The sequence below is a fragment of the Armatimonadota bacterium genome (assembly GCA_016223145.1).
Taxonomy (GTDB): domain Bacteria; phylum Armatimonadota; class Fimbriimonadia; order Fimbriimonadales; family Fimbriimonadaceae; genus Nitrosymbiomonas.
Genome location: JACRPN010000014.1, coordinates 17,634 through 40,442, shown reverse-complemented (window position 1 = coordinate 40,442; position 22,809 = coordinate 17,634). Strand labels below are relative to the sequence as shown.

Below are 22,809 nucleotides of genomic sequence, written 5' to 3'. Positions count from 1 at the left end.
ACGTGGTAGCTTGGACGCATGTCGGCCATTCAGCGCTATCGCGATTGGTTTGAGCAGGAGCGCGACTCGAACCAGAAGATGCTGTCGATGATCCGGTCGGTGCCGGTATCGGCGCGGTCCGACGCGAGGTTCTCCCAAGCGTTGCAGCTCGCGGGGCACCTTGCCGCATGTAGGGAGAACTGGCTGGACCGAATGTTAGGGGACGGCACGAACCAAGGAGATTGGTGGCCGGAGAGCGTGGACATTGAGAGCTTGCCCGGCCGTTTTGAGGTCCTTGAGGAAGCTTGGTCCATCTATTTGAAGGACCTGGCCGACGACCGATTGGACATGGACTTCGAATTTCCGGTGCAAGGCGGGGCGTACCGCTGGAATATCGAGGGCCAGATCATGCAGATGGTTGGGCACGGCTTCTACCACCGTGGCCAGATCGCGCTTCTTGTCCAGCAGCTCGGCGGCGAACCGGTAGACACAGACTATCTGTACTGGGCGTTCCAGCAGCAGCCAGACCGCTGGAAGCGGCTGCCCTAACCCCTATAGCCCCAAGACCTTGTAGCCCAGGCGTCTCACCCAAGCGGCCCCACCGACCTGAAGCATAATAGCCAAATGCTCACGAGGACCATCTCCTGGACCGCGCTGGCCGTCGCAAGCCTCTCTTTCACCACGATCAGCCAACCCCAGCAGGCTCAAAACCCGACAGCCGATCAAGTTTTCAAAGATATCGAGTCCTTTAAGGGCGTGCCCGCCAAGGACTTGATCCCGGCGATGCAGTTCATGGCGGCCTCGCTCAAGGTCAAGTGTACGTTCTGTCACGACCCCAAGGATTACGCTGCCCCGCACAAGAACAAAACCGTCACGCGGAAGATGATCACGATTCAGCGCGACATCAACGCCAAGTACTTCAACAACCGCCTCGAGGTGACGTGCAACAGCTGTCACGGCGGCGCGGAGCACCCGGCCGGCACCCCGATTCCGGCCCAGGTGAACATGCGACACCCCAGGCTGGAGAACCCTCCCGCACCGCAAGATGTCTTGCAGAAATACCTCAAAGCCGTCGGCAAAGCGCCACCCCTCTTGACCTTCACGGGCACTCAGACGGCGCCCTCAGAAGGCGAAAAGCCGACGACGGAGACCGTCGAGTACATCATGGCGGCGGACGGACGGTTCCGCGTGGCCTCGCCGAGCGCCAAATTCGGGTTCGACGGCAAACAGGTCTGGCGCGACGCCTACCCCCTGATGGACGAGCCCGCTGCCATCTACGCCCGGATTGGCCGCTCCTGGCGAGGAGACAACGCCTTCGCGGGGCTCGACCGCATCAGCGTCGCCGGCAAGGAGAAGCTCGGCAAGGCCGACACCATCGTGTTGCGCGGCCTGAGGACGGCAACGGGCTCGAACGAAGAGCTTTATTTCGACGCGAAGTCGGGCCTTCTATCCCGGTTCGTCAGCGTCACCAGAAGCACGATCGGGATGGTGATTTCGGTTTACGACTATTCGAACTACAAGACGGTCGGCGGCGCCAAGGTCCCCATGAACCTGAGCGTGACCTTTGCCGGGGGCGAGGTCTGGGAGATGAAATTCAAGTCGGGTAAGGCGTCCGAGACCGTGAACGACTCGGTTTTTGTGCTGCCAAGAGGTGAGTAGCGGCTGATTCGCTGTGCCTCCATCCTTGCCGACAGGCAGGGACGGAGGCGCAGTTCCATAATCGTCGTGTGGAACTCTCTGCGCTGCTCGCCGGCCACCGCTCGATCCGAAAGTACAAACCGACCCCCGTTCCGCCAGACTTGATCGAAAAGGTCTGCCATGAGGCGATCATCGGGGCATCGTCCTCGGGCAACCTGAACTCCGTCTCGATGGTTCTCACCACAGACGGGACGCGCAAGCAAAGGCTGTACGAACTTCATTCCGAGCAAGAGATGATCCGGCAGGCTCCGCTGCTAATCACCTTCTGCGCGGACTGGTGGCGGACCCGAGAGTGGCTGCGGTTGCGCGGCGCGAAGGACAACTTCAACAACTTCCTGGGCTACCACGTCGCAGCCTATGACGCCATGATCCTCGCGCAGAATGTGTGTCTGGGCTTTGAAAACGCTGGACTGGGAATCTGCTATATGGGCACGACCCTGTTCCATCTCAAGGACATTGGCGAGCTTCTGGAACTCCCCGAGACCGTCATCCCGGTAACGACAATTGTCGTGGGCCACCCGGACGAGGACCCGCCCAAACGTGACCGCCTACCCTTGCGCGCGTTCGTTCATCACGAAACCTACCGAAAGCCCGACACCGCCGAGATCGACGACGTCTACGCCGAGCGCGAGGTCAAAGGTTGGGAGCGCTATATGGCCTATCCTGAACTCGAGCGGATGGCGAAGGAGCTCGGCATCACGACGCTGGCCCAGTTCTACACCAGCGAGATCAAATACGACCCTGTCTACTTCCAGGAGTGCTCTGAGAGGATCCGCACGGAGCTGGAAGCGAAAGGGTTCCTACCCTGAGCCACTCTCCCCTCCTGCTTCACCGATGGAGGAGGGGGTGGAGATTCCGGAAGAAGCCGCAAGCACTCAAGAGAGCCGAAATCGGCCAGGCGTTGCAGATGCGCCTACCCCCCAACCCCCTCCAGCGCGCTCCGGAACTGCTCTTCGTAGATATCGCGATAGAGTCCGGGGCGGCTTACCAGCTCGGCATGAGTCCCGATATCCGCGATTCGCCCCTCGTCGAACACCACGATCCGATCGGCTTCCACCACGGACGAGAGCCGGTGCGAAATGATGAACGTGGTCCGCCCGCTCATCACCTGCTTGAGCGATTCCTGGACCCGCGCCTCGGTCTCACCATCGAGCGCGCTGGTCACGTCGTCGAGGATCAGCACCCGTGGGTTCGTCACCAGGGCGCGCGCAAGCGCCAGCCGCTGCTTCTGGCCGCCCGAAAGCTTGATTCCGTCCTCGCCGATCATCGTCTCGTAGCCGTCGGGCAGCTCCATCACAAATTCGTCGAGATCGGCGGCTTTGCAGGCGGCAATGGCCTCCGCGTCCCCGGCGTCCTTCTTGCCGTACTTGACGTTCTCCAGGATGCTGACCGAGAAGATCACCGACTCCTGGGCCACCATGCTCACCTGACGCCTGAGCGATTCCAACCGGATGTCCCTAAGGTCGTGGCCGTCCAACGTGATCCGGCCTCGCGTTGGGTCATAAAAGCGCATCAGCAGGTTCATGAGCGTGGTCTTTCCCGCTCCGCTGTGACCCACGAGGGCGATCGTCTCGCCGGCTCTCACTCGCAGCGTGAAGCCCTCCACGATGGGCTTCTCCTCCACATAGGCGAAGGAAACGTTTTCGAACACGACCTCGCGCTCGAAGGGCGGCAGGTCCGGCGCGCCGGGCTTGTCCTCAATCTCCGGCCTCGTGTCGAGCGTCTCGAAGACCCGGTCCATCGCGGCCACGGCCCACTGAAGCCCGTTGTTGAAGTCCACCACTCGAACCGCCGGGTTGAAGATATAGCCGATGTAGAAGGTGATCGCGACCAGCATGCCGGTGGTCAACTCGCCCACCTGCACCAGATGCCCGCCATAGGCATAGACCGCGCCTGTGCCGAGCGCGCTGATCGTGCCCGAGACGAGGCCCAAACGGCGGTTCAGATGGACCTGGCGCATGTCCACGTTGAACTTGGCGCGAACGCTGACCATGAAGTTCTCGGTTTCGGCCCGCTCTCGCACGAACGCCTTGACAACACCGATTCCGGCGATCTTCTCAGCGAGCTTGCCGAGCATTTCGTCCCAGAGCCGCCTCTGTTCCTGGCTCACCTCGCGGATGTGTTTGAGGAACATCAGGTAGGCAACGACATAGAACGGCACAAGACCGATGATGATCGCCGCCAGCCGCCATTCGATCGTGAACAACATGCCAAGAACGGCGGTGAGCGTGACCAAATCGCTCAAGAAGGTCACCAACTGGCCCTGGATCAGGTTCTGGATCATCTCGATGTCGCCCGTGACGCGCGACATGATCTTGCCGACCTGGGTTTGGTTGTGATAGGCCAGGGAGAGTCGATGGAGGTGCCGCCAAGTGGCGAACCGAAGGTCGAAACAGAAGCGATGGCCGATCCAGGTGAGCGATGTATGAAGGAAGAAGCTCAGTACGTTCCGCAGCACGATCACGACGGCGAGCCCGGCAGCAATCAGCAGAAGGATTCGGGGTGCGTCTTGATCGCGCGTCTTCTTGAGCGCCGGCTGCTGAGCTTCGCGCTGGACGGGGGTGATCTTCTCGGCCAGGACCTTCTTGTCGAGGTCGGCGAGCGCACGGTTGGCCCTGACGGCAGGAGCGATTGCCTGGTCGATCGCAAGCTGGAAGATTCGGGGAGGTAGGATCTGGAGTACGGTGACGCCAAGCGTCAGCAGCACCGCTACGATGACTCGAAGGCGGTACGGCTTCAGGAAATGGAGGGTGCGCTTGAACGAGCGCATCCCTCCATTTTGATCCCTACTCGGCCGTCTTCGCCGTCGCGTCTCTGAAGAGCCAAAAGGCTCCAAGAGCCGATGCGGCGCACAGCGCTATCGCAACGTACTGAAACATTAGAAGCAACTCCCCCTCATCGGGGCACGCTTGGCGTTCGCCCTGCTTGCCCGCTGATCTCTTGCCATGCTTTCCCCCATAGGAAACGGTCTGCGTTGCGGTTTTTGACGAAAACCGTCAGGGTTGCCGTTAGTAGGCTTGCTGATGGGGGAATTGCGGGGGAAAGGTCCGAGGTCCGAGGTCTGAGGTCTCAGGTCCGAGGCCTGAAGTAGGCCGATACGTCGCCCTTCGCACTTCGCCCTTCGCGGGTGGGTGCTGAGAAAACCACCTCGCCCCAACGGGGAGAGGTCGGTAAGCGTAGCGAACCGGGTGAGGGGGCGAATGGGGGGGCGGAAGTGTGGACCGTTCACCATCTGTCATCCCGGCCCTACCAGCGGCCCCTTCCCTTGCATAATCAACCAATGTCTCCCGAACAAGCGCTCCAGGAACTGCTCGACGGCAACCTGCGTTTCCGCACGGGCCAGAGCCATGCCTGGGAGTACCGTCCGGAAGACCTGCTCGAGCTCTCCAAAGCCCAGAAGCCCTTGGCTGCCGTCATCGCCTGTTCTGATAGTCGGTGCGCTCCTGAGATCGTATTCGACCAACCGCTTGGCACCATTTTTGCCTGTCGGGTGCCCGGCAACGTGGCCTCAGAAAGCTCGACTTGGGTGGTCGATATGGCGGTCTCAGAATTCAAAGTGCCCCTGGTGGTCGTGATGGGGCATACCGGCTGTCTTGCCGTCAGCCGCGTGCTTCAAGGTGGCGGCTGGGGGTTGTCAGGGATGCTCCGGATGGAGCTCCAGGCGGGACTCTCCGAGTTTCGCTCGACTGACCTAATGGCGAATCCGGTCCTTGCGATCGAAGCCAACTCCAAGCACGCTTGCGGCCAATTGAAGCGCGCCACCCCGTCGCTCGAGCAAGCGGTCAACTCCGGCAAGACGCACTTGATGGCCGCGGTCTATGAGATGGAGACAGGGAACGTGCGGGTGTTGGAATAAAGGGGCTCAGGTCCCTTTGTCCCTTTGTCCCCTTGTTCCCTCGTCCCTCAGTCCCCTGTTCCGGAGGCCAATCATCGCCTCATCTCGACTCGATGCGGGCTCCCTGTCGGGCCAGGCAAGGATGCTTGCGCTCCGTCCCTTGGTCCCTCTCCCTAGTGTTTCAGCCAGCCGTCCGGGATCGGCTTTAGCTTTTCGCCGAGGCGAGCCACACCCACGCTCAACTCCGCGCCACCTGTCTTGTTGAACCAACCGACCACGATTTGATGGTGGCCCGCCGCCAAGGGGACCGCTCCGGACTTAGCGAAGGAGGAGTGGAGCCCATCGTTGTCCACAACCACCTTGCCGTCGATCCAGAGCTTCGAGCCGTCGTCTGAGGTCACCCCGAACAGGTACATGTCGTCCGCCGGGACATTTATCCAGCCCATGAAGAACCTGGCGCAATTCTCTTTCTTGGGGTCATCGGCGATCGAGAAGTTCGGCATGACCTTGAGCTGGCCGCCAACGCCTGCCGGAATCGGCGGCAGCTTGTCCATGCTCCCCTCCAAGAACATCACCTCGACTCCCGCCTTGGGCGCAACCACACCCGTGTTCTTGGCGGGCCAAGGCTTGACCTTCTCGAAACGCCGCTCCACGACACCGCTCACGGGCTTGCCGTTGTGGAAGGTCCGGGCGCGGATCCTAGTGGTTTCAGAGAGAACCAAATCGGACTTGTAGGTCCTATTGGACTTATTGGCGGGAAGGGGCTCCGAACCATCCGTCGTGTACACCACTGCTTGCCCCTCACCAGCCTTCAGCGTCACCTTGATCGAGGAAACGAACTCCCCTGCATCGGCGAGGATCTCCGGCGCCTCATAGACGATCGGTGCGCCGCGAACCGTCAGCGCGACCACGGTGTCGATATCGTTGGTGGGTTTGGCGGGGAGCCCGATCACGAGGTCGCTGCCCACTCGCTCGACCTTCAGCGCCGCAGCCTTGCCCTTCATCCCGACCGCTTCCGCGCCCAGCGGGAAGTTGCCCAAGCCCGGCACCACCAGCTTGCCGCCCGAGGGCCAATCGAACACGTGAAGGTAGATTCGGGTGTTGTTCCCAAGTTTCTTGGTGGTGGCACGTCCCCAGGGAAGCTTTTTGAACGGGCTCGCCGAGGAGCCATAAATCGATTCGCCGTTCTGCCGCATCCAGACTCCGATCTCTTTCAGCCGCTGAATGGACTCATCTGGGAAGGTGCCGTCCGCTTTGGGGCCGATGTTCATCAGGTAGTTGCCGCCCTTGCTGGCGATGTCCACCAGCATCTGAACCATCGACTTTGTGCTTTTGAAGTTCTTGTCTGCGGCGTTGTAGCCCCAGTTGCCGTTCATCGTCATGCACGTTTCCCAGTCCACGCCTGGCATACCGGTAGCTGGAATTGTCTGCTCGGGAGTGCCGAAGTCGCCCGCCGACTTGTTGTCCTGGCTCATGCCCTCCATTCCGCCTCGGCTCACGTCCACCCGATTGTTGACGATGATGCTCGGCTTGGCCGCCAGGCAGAGGTCATAGAGCGGCTGGCCATAGCCGTGGTTCCAGGTGCTCTCCCACTCGCCGTCAAACCAGAGGACCCCGGGATCATAGGCCTGGATGATGTGGCGTACCTCGTTTTGCAGGTACTTGTTGAAGCGGTCGAAGTCCGGCTTGAAGCCCGTCGGAATCTTTTCGATGGTCGAGTTCCGCCAAGTCTCGCCCTCCCAACTCCGCTTGGGCAGGTAGTCCGGGTGATGCCAATCCATAATGGAGTGGTACATGCAGAACACGATGCCCTGGCGCTTGCAGGCGGCCGAGAGCTCCTTCATGATGTCGCGCTTGAAGGGGGTGTTCATCACGTCCCAATCGGTGTAGGGCGAATCGAAAAGGTTGAAGCCGTCGTGGTGCTTGCTGGTGATGACCAGGTACTTCATCCCCGCGTCTTTGGCCATCTTCGCCCAAGCGTCGGCGTCAAACTTGACCGGGTTGAACTGCCCGAGCAGCTTTTCATATTCGTTGATCGGGATGTGCGCGGTCTCGCGGATCCACTCCGCGTGGCCCTTGGAGCCGTTCCACTCGCCAGCAAGCACCGAATAGAGGCCCCAATGGATGAACATCCCGAATCTTGCCTCGCGCCACCAATCCATCCGGCCCGGTTTTCGGCTCTGCCCCCTGGAAGTCGGGCTTGTGGTGGCCGGTCTGAGATTTGAGTTTTCAGATTTGAGATTGGGCTGCGGCATGTTCGGGTGGTTGGGATGAAGGGTCGATGTGAGTGCGATCGCAGCAAGGAATGTGACCATGTGCTCTTCCGATTCGATTCCCAAACGCTCTTTCCCTTCCCAATGTCAAGTGCAATTCCCGAGCTTGCCCCTTGCGGCGAGCGCAACTCATGGGTGTTTCCCTCTGCAAGATCATGTGGATAACCGCAGCGGGCGAAAATGGTCCCAGCGAAACGCCTTGGTTGCGCCTGCCGGAGTAATCTCGGCGCATGTCAGATCAAGCGAATCATTTCGCACTCGCCGCCGGCAGGGCCTTTCCTTGGCACGAGCTCTATGTGCCCGATGTCGACGCCGCGCTCGCCTTCTACACAGGGACACTTGGCTTCGGCACGGACTCTATGCCCATGGGCGACGGAGGCACCTACCATATGCTGACCCGGGATGGAACGCCCGTCGCAGGCCTCATGTCCACCAGTTCGGAGCAGATGCAGGGAGTACCCACGCACTGGGCCTGCTACACATCCGTCCCGAACCTCGACGAGAGTCTGGCCGCGGTTCAGGCCAAAGGCGCCACCATGGTCGTCGGGATCATCACCGTGCCCAACGTTGGCCGCATGGCGCTGATCTCCGACCCCCAGGGCGCCCATATCTGGCTCTTCGAACCTCAAAAGTAGGGAGGCCCGTTTCAATCCGGCTCGCGGCGCCGTGGGCCTGAAGGGATGATGACCTCAGGCCCTCGGTAGCCGCTTGAACACCAGAATCGGGCAAGTGTCGGCCCAGGGTTCGTCGGCCCTATGAACCGAATCGAGCGTGAAGGCCGCGGACATAGCGTCGACCACTCGGTCGATGGACGGGAAGTAGTACCGATTCTGAGCGCCCTTGTAGGTGTTGATCGCCGCAAGGTGAGAGGGCTCCCACCCGATCCTTAGGGCAAGGTCGTCCAGATCGGGAAACGCCTCGTTGAGCGCATCCCAAACGTCGGCGACGCAGACGCCCTCGTCCTCGCGGCGATGAAGCGCCGTCCAGAGCCGAAGCTTGAGGTGGCTCAAGTCGCGGATGCGCCCATCGAGCAGTTCATCCCAAACTTCCTCGGGGCTCAGGGGGTCCCTGGGCAGCACGTAAAGCCGTAGAATCGCGAGGCCGCCATCTTTCAAGACGTCGCCGATCGAGGCAGCGAAGCGGCCCACTTCGCCCGGATACTCGAGGGTGCTGATACCGCCGTCGGTCATCGCCACATCGAAGCTGTTCGGCTGAAGCGGGGCGCTCAGCCAGTTGCCTTTGATCTGCGATCCGGGCGGCCCGGGCCAAAGCGCGACAAGCATCGCCTCGTTCATGTCGAGCGCGAACACCTGTGACGCCGCCGGCCAGGCAAGCCGATAGAACTCCTGGGTTGAGCCTAGAACGATCCCGCGAAGCGCGCAACCACACTCCACGGCATAACCGCGAATCAAGTCTTCATGGATGTCGAGTTCCTCGCGGGAGGGCCGCAGCGGTGGAGAAATCTCGCTCCACAGCCTTGCGATCTCGTACCAATGATCCTGTGCCCTGTTCATCCCCGACCTTTGGGCAAGAAGCTCCAGATTCCCTCGGCGTACTTGCGAACCCGGGGTAGGAACTGCTCCGGCGTGAACGCGCCGACACTTGGAGTGCGGTTTACGTCAAAGAGCACCACTTCCCCATTGTGAAGTACGTAATCGAATTTCCCGAAGTCGAACCCGAGTTCCTCCCGCTTCGCACGCAGTTCTTCGGGAATCTCGTTGTCGATCGGCACCCTTCTGAGCACGTTGGCCGACTTGATGATGGGCTCTACGGCAAAGGAGAGGGAGTTCGTTTCCCCGTCGCCCAAGAAGACCCAGGTGCGTAGGCAGTATTGGCCGTCACTCATCTCTGGAAGGAACTCCTCGACCACCCAGTCCGGGCTGGTCCAGCCTATCGCGGGTACCTCGCTTACGGAAGGATAGATCATGTATTGGCCGTTGGGTGGTACTGCCGTTTTCGCTCTGAGGGCCCTTTCCTCGTGTTCCTTCAGCCCACCGCAATTCAGGTTCGACTTGACGATGACTGGGCCTTTATAGGATCCCGTTCTGGAGACCAGGTGCCGGCTGATGACGCGCTTGGAGATGTCTGCGGTGTAGAGGTTCAGGCAGCGGGGGAACTGGCGGCCCCAGGCCAAATACTCGGATGGCACCACCGTGCGATCCACATGGAGAATGGCAAGATCGGCGGCGATCGGGGTGCACGGCGCTTTAGGCACAAGGACCTCGATCCCCATTTCCAGCCAGACCTTCCCAATCTCGCGGAGGAAATACGGGATTTGTTCGAAGGCGTCGGTTCTGTGGGTCAGGATGGCGATGCGTGCCACGAACGGGGTCCTCTTTCTTCTCATTCTGAGCGATAGGGACTCGAATTGCTTTCTAGATACGCGGCCAAGACCCGTTTCCCGCTTTAGCCCGGCTACATCACAACGCAAGTCCCTTGCATACGCTAACGCATCTCCCCCAAAGGACAAGCAGCCCCAGCCGGATCAACCGCCAGGGGCTGCGACTTTACGCCAATGGGGACTATTCGAGGCGAGTCACCACGGTCTTGGAGTTCGCAAACATCCCCGGCTGAAACTCCACGTCCACCGCGGTGTATTCGGCTTTGACTAGCTCACCAGTGCCCACTTCAACCCAGACGTAGCCCGAGTTCGCCATGGGTCGCTGGCCGACAAGCTCCCTGAACGCCACGCGGATCTTGTGGCAGTCCCACTTGCCGACCTTCTCGGCGCCCTCATAGGTGAAGGTGGTCGTGGAGTCGACCGTCCCCTTCTTCTCGTCGCCCTTGCCGCTCCGCTTCCAAGTGTCGCCGACGTTCAACTCGGCCGTTGGGAAGATGAATTTGTTCGACTCGTCGATTCGAGGCATCGGCTGGGTCTCGGGACCCTTCTTCACCTCGCCGTTTGCGGCATACACGATCACCTGTTTGCCCTGGCTACCCAGCTCGGCTGGCGGGTCCATCTCCTGCCCGTTGAACGACATCTTGGTGCTGAGGATCGACTCCTCCATCGTGATCTCGCCGTTTTCCACCTTGAGGCACTTGCCCGAGACCTCGATGGCGATCTTGATCTCCATGCCCGGAACGTCCGGCGCGATGTCGACGCGATGCTTGGTGACACCACCAACCTTCGGAGCCCAAGCGATCTTGACGCTGTCGACCGAGGCCGAAGCCAGTGTGCACAGGGCGATCGCGCTCAAAAGAAGGAACTTCTTGCTCTTCATGTCCGCGTTTTACCAGGCAGCAAGGCACCTATGCCCACAAGTGGGACATTCGGCGCATCGGCGGAGGGTTCAAGGGCAAAGGACTACCGCTTCTTCCCGCCTTTCTTTCGCTTCACGACCTCGACGGACGCATCTATCCATTCGCCAAGCGTCTCGGAAGACTCCCAGACATTGTTTGGCACTTCGCGGTAGGGCATCGTGGCGCCCTTCGAGGGGTCGTAGACGAACAGGTCCATTCCCGCCTCGACATACCTTCCTTCGTTAACGTCGTCCACCTTGAAGTAGACACGATCGTCATCGAGCACGGCAAACATGAAGCCGTCGAGATACACCCCCGCGCCACCAAACATCTTGCGGTAGGTCACCGGTCGGGCGGCGCCGAGCTTGGCCAACGTCGCTTCGAGAAACGCCTGGGTAATGGGCATTCAGCCAGTGTAGCGCACTATTCAGGGAGGCCGATCCCGCGCTAGAATCCACCGTGCGCTTCTCCATTCGTCCAGCCACCAATGCAGACGGGCCCGGGATCGTCTGCGTGATCCGGGCGGTGTTCGAGGAGTACGGATTCACCTGGGAGGAGGACGGCTATCACGCGGACCTTTACGACGTCGAGGGGCACTACTCCGCCCACGGGCACACTTTCTATGTCGCCGAATCGGAGGATGGAGCGATCGTGGGAACTGTGGCCCTTAAGGTCTTTTCACATGTGCAAGGGGCGGGGCGGGCCGCCGAAGACTCACGAGGCAAGCTGCGGCTCGTCGGCTGTGATTGCTCGCTCGACCGGCTCTATGTGTTGCCGTCCGCGCGGAGGAACGGCATTGGCCGCGCGCTCGCTGGCCGCGTGCTGATGGATGCGCGGGGGCAGGGCCGCACGCGAATGGAGATTTGGAGCGACAAGCGCTTTGAAGATGCGCACCGGCTCTATGGCAAGCTTGGCGCCAGAGCCGTTGCCGACCGTATTCTCGACGATCCGGACCAAAGCCCCGAATGGGGGCTCGTGATCGATCTCTGAGCGGAACGGGTCTCTCGCGGCGACGTTGAGGATCAACCTCCGGCAAGCCGTTGCATGGGTGTTGCGCGATTGCATCTTCTCGGATTCGGACACTCCTCTCTGGCTCCGCGTGAACCAACGCACGGCGAGGGTGGCCACGTTGCCCATCGGCTGGAAGCCGTGCTAAGTCATCGTGCAACGCTCGCCAGTGGCGTCGCTAAAGACAGAAAAGGGCCGGGAGAGTGGGGGTCCCGGCCCTGCTGAGGACCTGGAGGTACAGGTTGCAGCGTCAAACGAGCGATAGGTTGTCGGACTGCCTTGGTGGGGCCTGGCGCGTCCGACACCAGCCCAAACGCCATACGGAGCAGGTGGTTCATCGATGTGGGACTTTAGGCCCTGCGCGGGGCGAACACGCGCCCGCTCCGCGCCCGCTGCGGGAGAGCCCCCGGCGCAGGAAAACAGACTGGCCGCCACGGACCACAACCCACGCAACTTCGCTAGAGGCTCTCTGCGCGCGACTTGGACACCAACTCCGCTACCGCCGGGTAGTCCGAAGCCTTGAACGCGCTCGGCGGCCCGTCGAACCGGATCTTCCCGCCCTCCAAAAACACCACCCGATCGGCGACCCGCATCACCGACGTGACGTCGTGGCTGACCACCAAGCTTGTGACCTCAAAGCGCCGGTTCACCTCAGCGATCAGGCTGTCGATGGTGTAAGCGGTAACCGGGTCAAGGCCCGTGGTCGGCTCATCGTAGAGCATGACCTCTGGCTTCAGCGCGATGGCACGCGCGATGCCCACGCGCTTCTTCATGCCTCCGCTAAGCTCGCTCGGCATGAGCTCGGCGCTGTCCGCCATGCCGACCGCGTCGAGCGTCTCCGTCAGCAGCTCCTCCTCTTGCCCTCGCGTCAGCTTCATCCAGCGGCGCGGACCGAAGAGCACGTTGTCGCGCACGTTCATGAAGTCAAAGAGCGCCGCCGACTGAAACACGAGGCCCATCTTGTGGCGCGCCGCCTCGCCGCTATCGAGTACCGAGACCCCCGCCACTTCGATGGTCCCCGAGGAGGGCGGAATGAGCCCGGTGATGCACTTGAGCAACGTGGTCTTGCCGCCGCCGCTCGACCCCATCAGCGCGACGATCTCGCCCTTCTCAACGTGGAGGTCGATGTCTTCCAGAACCACCTTCTCCCCGAACCTCTTGGTGAGCTGGCGGACGACGATCATGGGCCCAGTATAGCGTCCCGCTAACCGATCAGCGGCTCAATCGCAACGCGCTTGCCCTCTCGGCTGCTCTCAATGGCCCCAAACACCATCGCCAGGCTCATGATGTTGTCGTGGCACTCACCCATGGGTGTGCGGCCGGTCTGGACCGCATCGAGGAACTCGCGGAGGGCGCCCTCGATCCCGTGAGGTCCTTCACCCGGTGCTGCCGAAGCCGGCTCAACCTCGCTAAAGAAGCCGCCGGCGCTCTTCACGGTCTCAGCTCGGATCGACCGGTGCCCATCCCAGAGCGCGGTCCCCTTCGGCCCGACAGCCCGCCATTCGGATTCCCAAGAAGTCGGCAGCCCCTCGCTGCACCAGCTCCCCCGGTAGGTGAATCGGAGCCCGTCCGACATGTGGAATAGGGCTGTGGCCGATACGTCGCCCTTGTACCAGCTCCAGCCGGGGTTGAACTCCTCGCAATAGACGCTCACCGGATTGGCACCCGAGAGAAACCGGGCCTGGTCGAACGTGTGGATCGCCATGTCAAGCACCAAGGGGCTCGGCATCTCGTCCCGGAAGCCGCCGAAATGGGGGCCAATGAAGAAGTCCGCATTCAGGATCCCGAGCGGGCCCAATTCCTCGATCAGGCCGCGATAAGCGGCAAGACGCGAATCGTACCTTCGGCTCTGGCTGACCATGTAAAGCTTGCCGGACTCCTCGCTGGCCCGAACCATCTTGCGCGCCTGCTCCATGCTCGCCGCCATCGGCTTCTCCCCAAGCACGGGGAGTCCCGCCTTCAAGGAGGCAAGCGTGACCTCGCAGTGAGCTTCCGGCACGGTCACGTCGATGACGAAATCGGCCCCACTCACTGCGATGGCCTTGGCAAGGTCATCGCCAACATGGACCGGCCGAACACCAAGTTCGATCTGTGCCTGCTCCAACCTGGCAAGGTCCAGGTCCACCCACGCCGCGTGCTCCGCGAGCCCGGTATCTCGCAGGAGCTTGGCCCAGGTCTGCCCCATGCCGCCCGCCCCAACGAGGATTGCGCGCGGAGGATCGGAACCCATGAGACTCACTCTTCTCCTTGCCTGGCTCGGCGCAAGCTGGAGGGGTTCACCGAGAAGCGCTGCGAAAACGCCCTGCTGAAGTGCGGCAGCCCCGAGAAGCCCACGGCGTCGGCGACCTCGGAGACGGGCAGATCCTCGTTGACGAGCATCTGTCGCGCGCGCTCAAGCCTCAGGCCGATCACGTACTTGTGAAAGGGCAGGCCCGTGGCTTTTCGGAACAGGAACCGAAAGTGCGAGGTGCTCAGGCCCAATTGCTCCGCGACCGTCGTATCGGTTAGGTTCTGCGCAAAGTGCCGGTCCACCAGCGTCAGCGCGCGGTCGATAATCGGGTCGTTTGGCCCCTCTTCCGTCGGGAGCAAGGAACTTGCCGTGTCTTCGACGATTAGGAGCGCCTCCTTCGCGATGGCCTCCCGGTCGGTCAGGGAATCCAGTTTGCGTGCCGCTTCGAGCTGAACGCGGTGCATGCGTCGCGATCCGCCCATCTCAAGCGTAGCGGCGGTCACAATGGCGATGAAGGTGAGCGCTTCGCCGCGCGCCTCGTCGAGGTCCTCCGTGGCGGCAATGGCCTTCTCAAGCTGTGAAATCGCCGCGTGAAGCCGGACCCGGTCCCCCACGCGCACGATCGAGGCCAGTTCGCTGAGCGGAACGCCGCCACCGCTCGCATGAAACGGGCAGCCCTTGGCAAGCTCATAGACCCAGTTCACGTCGAACACCACAAACGAGGCCGGGGTGTTCAGGTCATGAAAGAGCAGCTTCTTGGGCCGTGTTGCCGAGCCCACACCTATGGATAGACTGTCCACTCGGAACACGGATCCGCCCTGCCTGGCGACACCCATGGACTTGAGCAGCGTGCCGTCGCCGTTAGGAGTGAGCTTGGCGTCCATCAGGGCGGCATCCATGTAGTGACGGCCGTTGTGAAGGTCCACTTTGGTGTCGAACCGATGACTGTCTCCCAGAAACACGCTCGCACCGTGAACGCCAACCGGCTCATGCTCGGCGTGCATCGCGAAGATCCCGATCAGCTCCACCTCCTTCAGCCGCCCGGGCGCCTCGGGCACGTCGAGATGAAGGGTGTACGGGCACGACCTTAGCGGGTGCCCGTCGTAATCCCCGCCGTTGCTCTGCCAAGCACCAGACTCAACCGGACGCTCCCCAGCGCCGTAGGAAACGCTCCACGGTCTGGCACCCTGCACCTTCGGAAGCTCGCCCGGGACCCTAAGGACGCCCTGCCGCTTCACGCCAAACCCCCTTGTTTGCCAATCACGGCACACACGCCGAAACCCGCGGGCTTCAGAGTCCGCCCTCCAGATACACGGTCGTGTGAGGCAAGTGTCCAAATAGCGATTCCCGAAGCCCTTTGACCCTGGGCCGAATCAGCTCCGCGTCTCGCTGGAAGTAGATGGGAATGAAGGGCGCATCCTTCAGGACGATGTCCTCGGCCTGGGCATAGAGCTGCCTTCGCTTGGCTTCGTCCATCTCCGAGTCCGCTTGCGAGCAGAGGGCGTCGTATTGCGGGTTGCGATAATTGACGTGGTTCTCAGGCCCGTATCCCGCCAGCAGGAAGCTGAGGAAGTTCTCCGGGTCCAGATAGTCTGCGGCCCAGCGCATGTGGAAGAACGGCACGCCGTCGGCGTTGTGCTTTTCCAGGTAAGCCCTCCACTCCATCGTTTGGAGCTTGACGTGGATGCCGAGGTTTTGGGCCAGTTGCCCTGCCACCTCTTCCGCGACGATCTGAATGTCCGGACGCGCCTCCCTGAACCTCATCGTCAGCTCCGGAAAGCCCTTTCCGTCGGGATAGCCCGCCTCGGCAAGCAGCTTCTTGGCGCCGGCGAGGTCGAAGGGAAGGAATCTCGCTTCAGGCCGGTACCCCAACACCCCCGGCGGCACGATGCTCTCCGCAATCGGGTTGATGTCGTCGAGCACCTGCTTGCAGATCTTCTGTCGGTCGATCGCCATGGCAATGGCCTGCCGGACTCGAACGTCCTTGAACTGGCTGTAGCCCTTCGGGGGGTCGGTCACATTGAGGCCGATGTACCAGAGTGACGGCCGGTCGAAGAACTTCAGGTGGTCCTTAAGCGTGGGCTCCTTTTGAAGCGACAGCACGTCCTGCCGCTCGAGCATCACGAGGTCTAGCTCTCCGGCTTTGTACTTGTTCAGCCGGGTCACGGCGTCCTTGATCACGGGCCGCTCGATTGTCTCGATTTTGGGCGCCCCGCCGTGATACTCCTTGTTCGCCTTCAGGATGGCGATCTGGTCCGGTTCATAGCGGTCGCATTTGAACGGGCCCGTGCCCACCATCTGGTCTGCCGACTTGATCTCCGGCCAATCCCAGGTGCCATCCTTGCGCTTAGCCTTTTGGGGAACCTTATCCATGTCCACCACGGCGCCCACGATGTAGGTCAGCTTGCCAAGAAAATAGGGCCTCGGCTTGTCGACGGTGATCTGGACAGTGTAATCGTCTATCGCCTGGTAGCCGGTGACCTCCTTGGCTGCACCGGTAACCTTTTCGTTCACCCCGACAATCTCGCCCAGATAGGTCTTGGCGGTCGGAGACTTGAAAGCCGGATCGGTGTTGCGCTCGATCGTCCATTTGAAGTCCTGGGCCTTGACTTCCCTGCCGCTGTGGAACTTCACGCCGTGCTTGAGGTGGAAGGTATAAACCTTGCCGTCGGGGCTGATCTCCCACTTCTCCGCTATCAGGCCGACAGGGCGGTTTTCAGGGCTCCAGGTCACCAGGCCCTCATAGACCTGCTGCAAGAGGTCGATCGTGTCGCCGTCCTGAACGATGCCAGGATCTAGGCTGGTCGGAGAGGTCACGATCGGGTAGCGGAAGACCGACTCCTTGCCTGCTTTCACGCGCTCGGAGAAGCCGCCTTTTCCACAGCCTGCGGCCATCAATGCTGCAAAGACGGCGAGGACGCCGAAGGTGAGCGAGGTCCTGGGGTTCATCATTCCTGGCAAGTTACCCCATGGAGGATTCTCGCGTGCGCGGGCGCGAGGGAGTCTTTCCAACTGTCTCCGATTTTGAGGCTAGTGCGTGGCGGCTTGCCTTGCCGGAAGGGCCCGCTCGACCACATGCAGCCAGAACGGCAGCAGCGCCCGATAGGCCTCGCCTCCGAAGCGAAAGTGCTCGGGCGGGGCGTCGAGCTCGCCAATCCTCTCCAGCCCGATCGCGGCCTCGGCCCGGACACGAAACGTGTCGTGGTGCCCTTCCTCGTGCTCTGGGCAGACCAGGCCGCCCGCTTTCGGGCTCAGCACTCCCTCGACCCCAGACAGTTGCCGTCCACAAGCGACGCAACTTACGAACTGGGGCCCGAACCCGGCGAGTTCGAGCATCCGTACTTCCGCCCACACCGCCGCAGCCAGCGGCTCCGGGTGGACCTCAAGGTATTTCACCGACTCGACAAAGAACCGGAAGGCCTCTGGCGCGGGCTGCTCGTGCGGAAAGATCCAGGAAGCGATCTCGCAGAGCGCAAGGGCGAAGCTGAGCCGTTCATAGTCCAGCCTCAGGCCCGGATAAGAGGTGATGGCCTGGGCCTGGGTCACGTACCATTGCCTCTTGCCGATGGCCAGGTGCAGGGCGCTCACGGAAAGGGGTTCGGAAGCTCCGGCCAGCCTCGACCCGCCCTTTCGGGCGCCCTTGGCGATGGCATCAAAGACGCCAAGCTCCTCGGTCAGGAGCGTCAGCCTGCGGTCCGACTCGCCAAGGTCATGGCGGCGAAGCACGACGGCATGGACGGTGATGGCCCGGGTGGACACGGATTAAGGGTAGCACGGGGGAAGAGGTGTTACGGTCTTCGGGTTGTCAGGTGTTCAGGTGATCAGGTGTTCAGGTGATCAGGTGTTCAGGATCTCTGGGAAATGCGCTGAAACACAGCAGGTCCAACCTCGACTTAGCCGCCCTTCGCTTTGGCAAAGGAAACCCGAACACCTGAACACCTGAGAACCGGAAAACCCGTCTCTCCTGCCCTCCCCTCACATATGCAGAATCTGCCCCTTGAACCACTCAATCCAAACGAAGTACATGCGGTCGATGAGGAGCGCGAAGCGAGTCATTACCGTTGAGCCGAAAATCGCGCCAAAGCCGATCATCAGTGCCCATCTTCCTGTGGTGGCCATGCCCTTCACGAACCGGCTCTTGAAGTCCACGCTGAAGATGAAGTAGGTCAGCACGCAGAGCAGCACAGACACGAAGATGATGTTGTTCACAGCCTGCGAGATGTACACGCTCCGGCCCAATTCGAGCTTGGCTTCATCCGACATTCCGCCCGTTCCGGGCACAAACGGCGACCAATGCGTTGGGAGAATGGGGCGAATCGAGTCCTTGATCGGGTCTCCATACCGGTTCCACCAAACCTGGACCTGTTGGCCGCCCCAAAGGCCGAGCATCGCGCCGATCGGGACGCGTGCCATCCAGCCGTGCTTCTCGTGGTACACCAGGTAGGCCATTGCCGAAAGTGGGAAAAGGATGACCCATACCCAGTAGCCAGGCTGCGCGGGATCGGTGCCCTTGGCCTGAGCGCCCATCATTGGGGTCCACCACTGCGGATGCAAGGTTTCCGTCCACATGACGGCCATGCCATAGCCGGCTGCGAGGCCCAGGAAGAGGTGCTCAAAGAGCCGATAGAACCGGGTTTCGCGGTAGAGCATGCTATAGAGGCCAAAGGTGCAGAGTACACCGATGGTCAGCTTCCAGAACGTGTAGCTCATTGAGTCTTCTTCCTCCGGCCCATGAACATGCCGATGTTTCCAAGCGCGACGGCAAGCACAAGGAGCACAAGGCCCGCGTGGAGCGCCATGTAGTAGTTCATCCCGCGCGCGAGGTTCTTCTGGCCCTTGAAGCCTTCAATCGCTTTGAAGCCGGGCGCCGGCACCTTGCCCTCGTCGATGGCCTTGAACTCATCGGGTTCGATCCCGTTCTCCATCATCGTTTCAAAACCCACGACCCCGTCCAGGCCGACGCAGACTCCTTTGAGCTGCCCTGCGGCGAAGTAGTTGAGGGTTTCGGGCCCCATAACGCCGGTACACATCGATGCCAGCGGGACCTTGCCGTTCAGCCGCTCGATCATCTTGTAAGCCACGTCGGAGGCATGAACGTCGATTACCAGCGCCGCGTTTTCGATTTTCTTGACGTTCCTCAGAACCGGCGACTCGAAGATGTTCGTGGGTCCGCTTCCCGGCTTTATGTCGGTCTTGCCGGCCCAGGCCGTTTGCAGGTTCGACGACATCGCGTTGAGCGTGCCTTCGACGTTGGCGAAGAACCCTGCCTCTACATAGTCCTCCCATTTCCGGTAGGGCTGCTCGCCGTTCTTCTGCCTCTCTTCGTTGATGCGCCGGATCGTGTCCTTGGCCACCTGCGGGGCACGCGCGTCACCGATCGAGGCGACGGCGAACTTGATTTTCCTTCGCATCAGGAGCCGCAGCAGAGCCTCCATTTGGCCCGCGTTCTCTCCCCGCGTGGAGTTCGTCCAATCGGAGTGGATCAGGACTGTGCTGCCCTCAGGGATGGACATCAGCGTCGTGAAAAGCGCGATGTTGGGCTTCTTTGGGGCGTTCTTGAGCTTGGCCGTTGGAAGCAGCGCAAGGCTCAAAGTCGCCATCAGGATCAGATACAACCAGAAGCTGGGCAGCTTGTTCAGCTTTTCCCAGAAGTCCGGCTTCACGGTGGGTTCATTGGTAGCCATTAGCTGTTTCCGACCCCCTTCTCAAGACTGAGCCACAGGCGAAGACCCATCGCAAGGACGCCGACTCCCAGACCCAGGTCAACCGCCCGGATGCCTGGGGTCTGCAGGTTCGACGTGAGCCAGTCGGTCCACGACTTTGGCTTCAAGTTGGAGACAAAACCCGTTGGATCGAGGCCGTGGTCGCGGGCATAGAGCATCACCTGATCGCCGCCAAAGGCCCACAGGTGGCCCATCAGGCTGAAGATCATGATGACTGCCGCTGTCAGCAGGATCGTTGCTTCGATCGAGCGCAGCCGGAAGGCTCTGTACGCCGCGCTCAAGATGAAGAACGCGATCATGGAGAACATCGCCGCCTCCATGACTTGGTTCATCCCGTCGAAGAGCAAGTCCTTGGCGTATTGCCAGAACCCCCAGTTCGCCACGTCGCCGAGCAGGTTCTGCTCATCCTCGAACTTGCGGATCTTCCAATCCCAGGTGTGGACGATGAACATCGCGAGCGCCGAAACAAGCAACACCACGCTGAACACCCGGTCCTTGTGCCCGCCGCCAATCCGCTTGAGGTGGATGCGGACCAAAGAGTAGGTTCCCAGACCCAGCAGGAAGCCAGAAATGATGTTCGCGAAGTTGCTGAACTTCGGGATGGCGTCCTGAATCCAGAACCCCACCCCTTCGACGAGCCCACTAGGAACGTCGTTGGGGCCGCGAAAGGCCGGTTCGGGCCAGTACGCGCGCAAAACCCAGAAGGCCCCACCGACAAACGTCACGCTGGCAATAATCCACTTTCGCGAGCGGACCGGCGCCTGCATGCAGAAGAAGAGAAACGCGATGCCGAGAATGAATCCAACGGCAATCCAGATCTTTAGCTCCAGGGAGCCGACCGGTTTGGACCAAAACGGGGAAGCTTGAGCCAAGAACATTAGTTTCCACCTCCCGCGGCGGGTTTCTCTTCAGGCTTCTGGGTTCGCGAGCGATAGGTACGTGTCAGCTTGGTCTCTTGTTCGCCCGAAACCACGAAGTCCTCGATGAAGTAGTCCTTCTGATCTTTCGTGAGGTCCCACTTGTACCATTGGCCGTCTTCCCCGCCAATGGTGGCGTTCTCACCGGGGGTCGGGTCCTGGCTCGATCCAAGCTCAGCTTTGCGCGCCGAAGTGTAAGCCTCGATGTTCGCAAACGTCCCTTGAGCCGGTTCCCCTTTCACCAGGGTGGTTGGGTTCAACAACAGCCCGATCGTGGTTTCCTCGAACGCTCGCGGAACCGTTTGTGTGGCCTCACCAACCTTGATGTCCATCCAGGTGCCGTCTGCAAGCCGCTCCTTGGTGGTCTTGTTGAAGCTCATCTGGAAAGAGGAGAGCAGCAGGCCGACGAATATCGTAAACCCGATGAGCATCTTGCCCCAGTCCTGAGCAACCAAGCTCCCTACGTGAACTGGCTGACGGCTGAGATAGGCGCTCGCGGCATAGAACTCGTCGCCGATCAGAACGTAGTCGCAGGCCGCGATGAAGAAGGGGGTCTGCGTGTTCTGGGTCGAGCCCGCGATCTGGATAGCGCCGACCGAGTTGGCCGTTTCGGCGAAGATCAGCGACTCCGCGTAGAAGGGTCCCATGAGGAAGCAGGCGGCCGTTCGGTCGCGGTGGATGATGCCCGCCACGCCCGCCGCAAACGGAAACTGCTGGTCCGTAAGGAACTGGACAGAGTCCGGATCGAAGCGGTCGAGCACCCCTTCGGCCTGGTAGCTGTCCCGAATGATCTCCTGGGCCAGCGTGTAGGTGGCGGGTTGCGCCACGCAGAGCCGCATGGGGCTGGCGAACTTCGCGACCGTGCGCGAAATATAGCCAAAAATGGTGAGGGCCTGCGCCTGCACGCCGACGGTCTCAACGTCACCAATGCCGGGCACCATCAAAACGGGTTTTCCCATTTCGGTGGCACGCCCGATCGCTTCATCGATCGCGTTCAGGCCTGGAATTCTCCTTAGGAAGAGCTCCTTGGCGCCTTTCGCGCGAGCGATGTTCAGGATGACGAAGGTCGCCAACAACAGGACAAAGACCAGGGGGAACCAACCGGTGTCATGCCACTGCATCTAATTGTCCGCCTTCGAGCCAGGCTCGATTTCCAAACTGTTCTGCGCTGCCGAGTCCTGTTCCTTCTTTTCACCGTCAGAACCTGCCTGAACGGACTCAGGACCTTCGTCAGGCTGCGCGTCTTGCTCTAAGAGACGGATGAACCGCTCGAAGTTTTCACGCTTTGAGAACAGTCGGCTGTAATCGTCCACGTTCTCGAATCCGAAAAACGGGACCAAAATCGGGGAGAGCATCACCGCCGCCTGGCTGCCGATGCCCGCCAGCGGCTTGTGCATCTCCGCCATCAAGATGGCCGGGCTCTCCAGCTTTCGCCTCTTGATCTCCGACGCCGCCTTCTTCAGGAGCCTGTCGGTCTCCTCTTCAGTCAGCTCGGAACTCCACAACTCTCGCATCTTCAGGCAGGTGCTCCTTCACATAGGCCAAGACCTCTTCCGCGTTCCCGGCATACCTTAGCGTGACCCCGCGAAACGCGCTCAGTCTGCCGGTTTCCTTCAGAGGTGAGAGCTTGACGGCTTCTGGGGCGCAAATCGCTCGCTTGATCTCCGACCATTCGATAGCTGTTACGCTGAATCCCGCCTTCACCGACGCCCGCTTTTCGTTCATTTGGTATTTCAGGGGCATCCAGAACTCCGCCGTCGAGGCCAGGATCGCGATGAACCCGAAGACCGCGAAGAACGGGTGAGGGACCATGGCATAGCCAAGGGCTCCGGCGGCCACCGCGAATAAGAGGATGACGTATCGCTTCCATGGCGCCGATTCGTAAAGGCGGACGGTCCAATTCATC

Annotated in this window: 23 protein-coding genes; 6 read left to right on the top strand and 17 right to left on the bottom strand. The window is 61.1% G+C overall.

The annotated features are described in order from the left end of the window. Positions 1–18: 18 nt before the first annotated feature. The 3 genes from HZC36_12705 to HZC36_12695 all read left to right on the top strand — a co-directional run bounded on the left by HZC36_12705 (position 19) and on the right by HZC36_12695 (position 2,486). Positions 19–528, top strand: coding sequence for a DinB family protein (locus tag HZC36_12705; GenBank protein ID MBI5707837.1), 510 nt, complete (start codon positions 19–21; stop codon positions 526–528). A gap of 75 nt (positions 529–603) precedes the next feature. Next, positions 604–1,638, top strand: coding sequence for a photosynthetic reaction center cytochrome c subunit (locus HZC36_12700; GenBank protein ID MBI5707836.1), 1,035 nt, complete (start codon positions 604–606; stop codon positions 1,636–1,638). A gap of 68 nt (positions 1,639–1,706) precedes the next feature. After that, positions 1,707–2,486, top strand: coding sequence for a nitroreductase family protein (locus tag HZC36_12695; GenBank protein MBI5707835.1), 780 nt, complete (start codon positions 1,707–1,709; stop codon positions 2,484–2,486). A gap of 104 nt (positions 2,487–2,590) precedes the next feature. Here the strand turns inward: HZC36_12695 and HZC36_12690 are convergent, their stop codons facing one another. Next, positions 2,591–4,447, bottom strand: a complete 1,857-nt coding sequence (locus HZC36_12690; GenBank protein MBI5707834.1) for an ABC transporter ATP-binding protein — start codon at positions 4,445–4,447, stop codon at positions 2,591–2,593. A gap of 510 nt (positions 4,448–4,957) precedes the next feature. Between HZC36_12690 and HZC36_12685 the strand changes: the two genes are divergently transcribed. Then, the gene (locus HZC36_12685) at positions 4,958–5,533 is read left to right on the top strand and encodes a hypothetical protein (GenBank protein MBI5707833.1); all 576 of its coding nucleotides are present in this window, start codon (positions 4,958–4,960) and stop codon (positions 5,531–5,533) included. Positions 5,534–5,685: 152 nt separating this feature from the next. Here the strand turns inward: HZC36_12685 and HZC36_12680 are convergent, their stop codons facing one another. Further along, the gene (locus HZC36_12680) at positions 5,686–7,827 is read right to left on the bottom strand and encodes an alpha-L-fucosidase (GenBank protein ID MBI5707832.1); all 2,142 of its coding nucleotides are present in this window, start codon (positions 7,825–7,827) and stop codon (positions 5,686–5,688) included. 188 nt (positions 7,828–8,015) lie between these two features. Between HZC36_12680 and HZC36_12675 the strand changes: the two genes are divergently transcribed. Continuing rightward, positions 8,016–8,420: a VOC family protein gene (locus tag HZC36_12675; protein MBI5707831.1), complete on the top strand. Its 405-nt coding sequence runs from the start codon at positions 8,016–8,018 to the stop codon at positions 8,418–8,420. Positions 8,421–8,474: 54 nt separating this feature from the next. On the opposite strand, the gene HZC36_12670 is transcribed toward HZC36_12675, so the two are convergent. From HZC36_12670 to HZC36_12655, 4 genes are all read right to left on the bottom strand, one after another. Further along, positions 8,475–9,299: a hypothetical protein gene (locus HZC36_12670; GenBank protein ID MBI5707830.1), complete on the bottom strand. Its 825-nt coding sequence runs from the start codon at positions 9,297–9,299 to the stop codon at positions 8,475–8,477. Then, positions 9,296–10,108, bottom strand: a complete 813-nt coding sequence (locus HZC36_12665) for a hypothetical protein (GenBank protein MBI5707829.1) — start codon at positions 10,106–10,108, stop codon at positions 9,296–9,298. The genes HZC36_12670 and HZC36_12665 overlap by 4 nt, the downstream gene beginning before the upstream one ends. Positions 10,109–10,307: 199 nt before the next feature. Continuing rightward, positions 10,308–11,006, bottom strand: a complete 699-nt coding sequence (locus tag HZC36_12660) for a hypothetical protein (protein MBI5707828.1) — start codon at positions 11,004–11,006, stop codon at positions 10,308–10,310. Positions 11,007–11,089: 83 nt separating this feature from the next. After that, positions 11,090–11,431 (bottom strand): TfoX/Sxy family protein, encoded by a 342-nt coding sequence (locus HZC36_12655; GenBank protein MBI5707827.1) that lies wholly within the window; start codon positions 11,429–11,431, stop codon positions 11,090–11,092. Positions 11,432–11,484: 53 nt separating this feature from the next. Here HZC36_12655 and HZC36_12650 point away from each other — a divergent pair, with 53 nt between their 5' ends. Continuing rightward, on the top strand, positions 11,485–12,015 hold the full coding sequence (locus HZC36_12650) for a GNAT family N-acetyltransferase (protein ID MBI5707826.1): 531 nt from the start codon (positions 11,485–11,487) through the stop codon (positions 12,013–12,015). A 476-nt stretch (positions 12,016–12,491) separates the two neighbouring features. Here the strand turns inward: HZC36_12650 and HZC36_12645 are convergent, their stop codons facing one another. From HZC36_12645 to HZC36_12595, 11 genes are all read right to left on the bottom strand, one after another. Beyond that, the gene (locus HZC36_12645) at positions 12,492–13,217 is read right to left on the bottom strand and encodes an ATP-binding cassette domain-containing protein (GenBank protein ID MBI5707825.1); all 726 of its coding nucleotides are present in this window, start codon (positions 13,215–13,217) and stop codon (positions 12,492–12,494) included. A gap of 20 nt (positions 13,218–13,237) precedes the next feature. Next, a complete protein-coding gene (locus HZC36_12640; protein ID MBI5707824.1) occupies positions 13,238–14,263 on the bottom strand; it encodes a Gfo/Idh/MocA family oxidoreductase in 1,026 nt (341 codons plus the stop codon). A gap of 5 nt (positions 14,264–14,268) precedes the next feature. Then, a complete protein-coding gene (locus HZC36_12635; GenBank protein ID MBI5707823.1) occupies positions 14,269–15,501 on the bottom strand; it encodes a helix-turn-helix transcriptional regulator in 1,233 nt (410 codons plus the stop codon). A gap of 52 nt (positions 15,502–15,553) precedes the next feature. After that, the gene (locus tag HZC36_12630) at positions 15,554–17,215 is read right to left on the bottom strand and encodes a peptide ABC transporter substrate-binding protein (GenBank protein ID MBI5707822.1); all 1,662 of its coding nucleotides are present in this window, start codon (positions 17,213–17,215) and stop codon (positions 15,554–15,556) included. A gap of 78 nt (positions 17,216–17,293) precedes the next feature. Next, positions 17,294–18,022 carry a DNA repair protein RecO gene (recO, locus tag HZC36_12625; protein ID MBI5707821.1) on the bottom strand — a complete coding sequence of 243 codons (729 nt, stop codon included), beginning with the start codon at positions 18,020–18,022 and terminating at the stop codon, positions 17,294–17,296. Positions 18,023–18,238: 216 nt separating this feature from the next. Beyond that, positions 18,239–18,973, bottom strand: coding sequence for a hypothetical protein (locus tag HZC36_12620; GenBank protein MBI5707820.1), 735 nt, complete (start codon positions 18,971–18,973; stop codon positions 18,239–18,241). Continuing rightward, complete coding sequence (locus HZC36_12615) at positions 18,970–19,947, bottom strand: hypothetical protein (protein ID MBI5707819.1); 978 nt, start codon at positions 19,945–19,947, stop codon at positions 18,970–18,972. The genes HZC36_12620 and HZC36_12615 overlap by 4 nt, the downstream gene beginning before the upstream one ends. Further along, positions 19,947–20,858 carry a hypothetical protein gene (locus tag HZC36_12610; GenBank protein MBI5707818.1) on the bottom strand — a complete coding sequence of 304 codons (912 nt, stop codon included), beginning with the start codon at positions 20,856–20,858 and terminating at the stop codon, positions 19,947–19,949. Before HZC36_12610 ends, HZC36_12615 begins: the two co-directional genes overlap by 1 nt. Positions 20,859–20,863: 5 nt before the next feature. Next, on the bottom strand, positions 20,864–22,024 hold the full coding sequence (locus HZC36_12605) for a hypothetical protein (protein ID MBI5707817.1): 1,161 nt from the start codon (positions 22,022–22,024) through the stop codon (positions 20,864–20,866). Further along, positions 22,025–22,417, bottom strand: a complete 393-nt coding sequence (locus HZC36_12600; GenBank protein MBI5707816.1) for a hypothetical protein — start codon at positions 22,415–22,417, stop codon at positions 22,025–22,027. Further along, the gene (locus HZC36_12595) at positions 22,386–22,808 is read right to left on the bottom strand and encodes a hypothetical protein (protein MBI5707815.1); all 423 of its coding nucleotides are present in this window, start codon (positions 22,806–22,808) and stop codon (positions 22,386–22,388) included. The genes HZC36_12600 and HZC36_12595 overlap by 32 nt, the downstream gene beginning before the upstream one ends. Position 22,809 lies beyond the last annotated feature (1 nt).

What these genes read in the sequence shown, in the direction of transcription:
- HZC36_12705 (MBI5707837.1), top strand. Translation starts at nt 19, where the DNA reads ATGTCGGCCATTCAGCGCTATCGCGATTGGTTTGAGCAGGAGCGCGAC.
- HZC36_12700 (MBI5707836.1), top strand. Translation starts at nt 604, where the DNA reads ATGCTCACGAGGACCATCTCCTGGACCGCGCTGGCCGTCGCAAGCCTC.
- HZC36_12690 (MBI5707834.1), bottom strand. Translation starts at nt 4,447, where the DNA reads ATGCGCTCGTTCAAGCGCACCCTCCATTTCCTGAAGCCGTACCGCCTT.
- HZC36_12685 (MBI5707833.1), top strand. Translation starts at nt 4,958, where the DNA reads ATGTCTCCCGAACAAGCGCTCCAGGAACTGCTCGACGGCAACCTGCGT.
- HZC36_12680 (MBI5707832.1), bottom strand. Translation starts at nt 7,827, where the DNA reads ATGGTCACATTCCTTGCTGCGATCGCACTCACATCGACCCTTCATCCC.
- HZC36_12675 (MBI5707831.1), top strand. Translation starts at nt 8,016, where the DNA reads ATGTCAGATCAAGCGAATCATTTCGCACTCGCCGCCGGCAGGGCCTTT.
- HZC36_12670 (MBI5707830.1), bottom strand. Translation starts at nt 9,299, where the DNA reads ATGAACAGGGCACAGGATCATTGGTACGAGATCGCAAGGCTGTGGAGC.
- HZC36_12660 (MBI5707828.1), bottom strand. Translation starts at nt 11,006, where the DNA reads ATGAAGAGCAAGAAGTTCCTTCTTTTGAGCGCGATCGCCCTGTGCACA.
- HZC36_12655 (MBI5707827.1), bottom strand. Translation starts at nt 11,431, where the DNA reads ATGCCCATTACCCAGGCGTTTCTCGAAGCGACGTTGGCCAAGCTCGGC.
- HZC36_12645 (MBI5707825.1), bottom strand. Translation starts at nt 13,217, where the DNA reads ATGATCGTCGTCCGCCAGCTCACCAAGAGGTTCGGGGAGAAGGTGGTT.
- HZC36_12640 (MBI5707824.1), bottom strand. Translation starts at nt 14,263, where the DNA reads ATGGGTTCCGATCCTCCGCGCGCAATCCTCGTTGGGGCGGGCGGCATG.
- HZC36_12630 (MBI5707822.1), bottom strand. Translation starts at nt 17,215, where the DNA reads ATGATGAACCCCAGGACCTCGCTCACCTTCGGCGTCCTCGCCGTCTTT.
- HZC36_12620 (MBI5707820.1), bottom strand. Translation starts at nt 18,973, where the DNA reads ATGAGCTACACGTTCTGGAAGCTGACCATCGGTGTACTCTGCACCTTT.
- HZC36_12615 (MBI5707819.1), bottom strand. Translation starts at nt 19,947, where the DNA reads ATGGCTACCAATGAACCCACCGTGAAGCCGGACTTCTGGGAAAAGCTG.
- HZC36_12605 (MBI5707817.1), bottom strand. Translation starts at nt 22,024, where the DNA reads ATGCAGTGGCATGACACCGGTTGGTTCCCCCTGGTCTTTGTCCTGTTG.
- HZC36_12600 (MBI5707816.1), bottom strand. Translation starts at nt 22,417, where the DNA reads ATGCGAGAGTTGTGGAGTTCCGAGCTGACTGAAGAGGAGACCGACAGG.
- HZC36_12595 (MBI5707815.1), bottom strand. Translation starts at nt 22,808, where the DNA reads ATGAATTGGACCGTCCGCCTTTACGAATCGGCGCCATGGAAGCGATAC.